The sequence below is a fragment of the Actinosynnema sp. genome (assembly GCF_052038725.1).
In genome coordinates, this window is the sequence record NZ_JBQGCX010001239.1 from 1 (window position 1) to 3,100 (window position 3,100).

At 76.3% G+C, this 3,100-nt stretch carries 3 protein-coding genes; 2 read left to right on the forward strand and 1 reads right to left on the reverse strand.

Going from position 1 to position 3,100, the window contains the following annotated elements; translation table 11 throughout:
* The coding region (locus ACTUAL_RS26100; RefSeq protein WP_440902103.1) for a condensation domain-containing protein at positions 1-1,688 on the reverse strand (1,688 nt) is incomplete at its 3' end.
* A 183-nt stretch (positions 1,689-1,871) separates the two neighbouring features.
* Between ACTUAL_RS26100 and ACTUAL_RS26105 the strand changes: the two genes are divergently transcribed.
* Positions 1,872-2,075, forward strand: coding sequence for an MbtH family protein (locus ACTUAL_RS26105; protein ID WP_096494612.1), 204 nt, complete (start codon positions 1,872-1,874; stop codon positions 2,073-2,075).
* Positions 2,076-2,103: 28 nt separating this feature from the next.
* Positions 2,104-3,100, forward strand: a 997-nt coding sequence (locus ACTUAL_RS26110; RefSeq protein ID WP_440902104.1) for a lantibiotic dehydratase, incomplete at its 3' end; no start/stop codon positions are given.

Here is a 3,100-nt window from a genome sequence, read left to right on the forward strand (position 1 = left end):
CGCACCCCGGCGACGCCGGTGTCGCCCACGGCGTGCCGCACGCCCGCCTCCGCGACCATGAACGCCCGCCGCTCCACCGGCAGCGCCGCGTCCAGGGGCACGTGGACGGCGCCCGCGCGCCAGATCGCCAGCATCGCCACCACCGACCAGGTGCCGCGCGGCAGGCACACCCCGACCGCGTCGCCCCGCCGCACCCCGGCGTCGCGCAGCAGCGCGGCCAGTCCGCCGGTCAGGGCCTCGAGGCGGTCGTAGGTGACGGTGTCCGCCCCGCACACCAGCGCCGCGCGCTCCCCGCTCCCCCGCACCCGCGGCGGCGCGGGCGGCGGGACGGCGGCGGGGCGGGACCAGGTGTCGAGCAGCACCCGGCCGGGCAGCGGCGGCAGGGCGGCGGCCAGGTCGGCGACCGGCGCGTCCGGGTCGTCCAGCACGGCGGTGAGCAGCGCCAGGAACCCGTCGGCGAGCTGTTGCGCGGTGCCCCGGTCGAACAGGGCGGTGGCGTACTGGAGGCGGGCGAGCAGGCTGCCGTCGGGCATGAGGGTGAGGTCCAGGAAGACCTCCATGTCGGTGCCGTCGAGCGGCGTGCGCACCAGCTCCGCGTCCAGCCCCTCGAGGCTCGCGCCCTGGTGGGCGGTGTTGAGGAGGGTGAACGAGGCCTGCGCCAGCGGGTGGCGGGACAGGTCGCGCTCCAGCCCGAGCGCGCCGACGACCCGGTCGAAGGGCGCCTCGGCGTGCGAGAGGTCCCTCAGCACGCCGTCGCGGACCCGGCGCAGCAGCGCGTCGAACGACGGGCGCCCGCCGAGGTCGGTGCGCAGCACGACGGTGTTGACGAACGGCCCGATCAGGTTCGCGGTGTCCAGCGGCCCGCCCCGGTCGGTCATGGTGGTGCAGGTGGCGACGTCGGTGCGCCCGCTGTGGTGGCCCAGCAGCGACTGGTAGACCGCGAGGAGCACCTGGTAGCGGGTGGCGCGGCGCTCGCGGGCGGCGGCGTCGACGCGGGCCAGCAGGTCCGGGGGCACCACGAAGCGCACCACGTCGCCGGAGCCGTCCCACACCTCGGGGCGCGGCCGGTCGGTGGGCAGGGCGAGCGGGGTGAGGCCGGTGAGGCGGCCGGTCCAGTGGGCGAGCAGCCGCGCCAGGCGCTCCGGGGTGCGGCGGGCGTTCTGCCAGGCGGCGAAGTCCGCGTACTGGTGGGCGGGGGCGGGCACGTGCTCGCCCCGGTAGCCCGCGGCCAGCTCGCGCAGCAGCACGTCCCACGACCAGCCGTCGACCGCGATGTGGTGCACCACCAGCAGCAGCAGGTGGTCCTCTGCGCCGAGGCGAGCCAGCACGGCGCGCACCGGCGGTTCGACGGCCAGGTCCAGCGGGCGGCGCAGCTCGCGCTCGAACACCTCCTGCGGGTCCGCGGCGTCCACGTGCCGGAGCACGACCGCGCCCGGCGGGTCGAGCACCGGCACGGGCTCGCCGTCGACGGCGGTGAACCGGGTGCGCAGCACCTCGTGCCGCGTGACGACCCCGGTCAGCGCCCGCTCCAGGGCGGGCACGTCCAGCGCGCCGCGCACCCGCAGCGCCAGCGGCAGCAGGTTGTCCGACCCGCCGCGCGCCAGCTGCTCCAGGAACCACAGCCTCCGCTGCGCGGAGGAGACCTCGGCCGCCGGTCCGTTCGCCGTGTGCGGTGCGCCTTCGTTCACTGTCTGCCTCCCTGCGAAGCGGTGTCTGGACGAAGACTGCTCGCCGGGAAGGGGCTCCCACCAGGGAAGGAGCGGCACGGCGCGGTTGCCGTCGTCGCTGCGCTTCCTTCTCTACCGGGGCCGCCCGCGCGGCGGCATCGTCGGTCCGGCAAGCACACCGCCACCGACCGACGGGGAGCGCAGATGACGCAGGACGAGCGGGTGTACCGGGTCGTGGTCAACGACGAGGAGCAGTACTCGATCTGGCCCGCCGACCGCGACCTGCCCCCCGGCTGGGTCGCCGACGGGACCGAGGGGCCGCGCGCGGCGTGCCTTGCGCACGTCGAGCGGGTGTGGACGGACATGCGACCGCGCGGCCTGCGCGAGCGGATGGGGCAGCTGGGCTGAACAAGCCCCCGTGAGCTAGTCGGAAGGGATGGTCGGCGTGGCCGAAGAGGTGCTGCTGCCCGGTGGCGGCTGGCGGTTGTGGAACCAGTTCGCCCTGCGCGGCGCGGGTTTCCCGGCGGCGGGGGTGCTCCGCCTGGCGCCGGGGGGTCTCGGCGAGGCGGCGGACAAGTTCACCGACGTCGCCCCGCGCGAGCGGTGGAAGGGCCCGGAGTGGGCCGAGTTCGAGGAGTTCTTCGCCCAGTGCGCGGTGGCGACCGCCCACGAGCTGCAGGACATCGCCGCGCAGCCGAGGTTCCGCACGGCGCTGGCGTGGCAGAACAAGGCGGTGCTCGCCTCGGGCATCGAGCCGTTCCTGAGGTGGACGCCCACGGCCGAGGGCCGCACCAGCATGCCCCGCCAGCGCGAGGAGCTGGTGGCGCACTACTGGCAGCGGTTCTGCGTCAAGAACGACACCATCGGCTTCTTCGGCCCGGTCGGCTGGGGCCGCTGGGACCTGGCCGGTCCGCGCGGCGTCACCACCGACCACGGCGAGGGGTTCCTGGCCCGCTCCGAGGTGTACTTCTCCAGCTGGGGCGTCGACGCCCTGGCCAAGGTGCTGGGCGCGGAGCCGGGGATGCGGCCGTGGACGCCGCCGCGCCGGGTGGCGTTCGCCAGGGTCGACGGCGGCGCGGTGAGCCTGCCCGGTCGCAAGGCCGCGGCGATCGCCGAGGGCCTGGAGGCGGTGCTGCGGCTGTGCGACGGCGCGCGTCACCCGGTGGGCATCGCCGAGGCGCTCGGCCGCGAGGTCGACGTCGTGCTGGCGGACCTGGACGAGCTGCTGCGCAGGCGCTGGATCACCTGGCGCATCGACGTCCCGGCCAGCGCCCACCCGGACGAGGCGCTGCGCGAGATCATCGCCAGGGTCGGCGACGCGGCGGTGCGCGAGCCCGCGCTGGCGCGCATCGAGGTGCTGCGGCGCGGTCGCGAGCGGGTCAGGGCGGCGCTGGGCGACGCGGACGAGCTGCTGGCGGCGATGTCCGCGCTGG

Bases quoted from the DNA above. Each gene is read 5' to 3' on its own strand.
- ACTUAL_RS26105 (WP_096494612.1), top strand. From the start codon at position 1,872: ATGACGCAGGACGAGCGGGTGTACCGGGTCGTGGTCAACGACGAGGAG.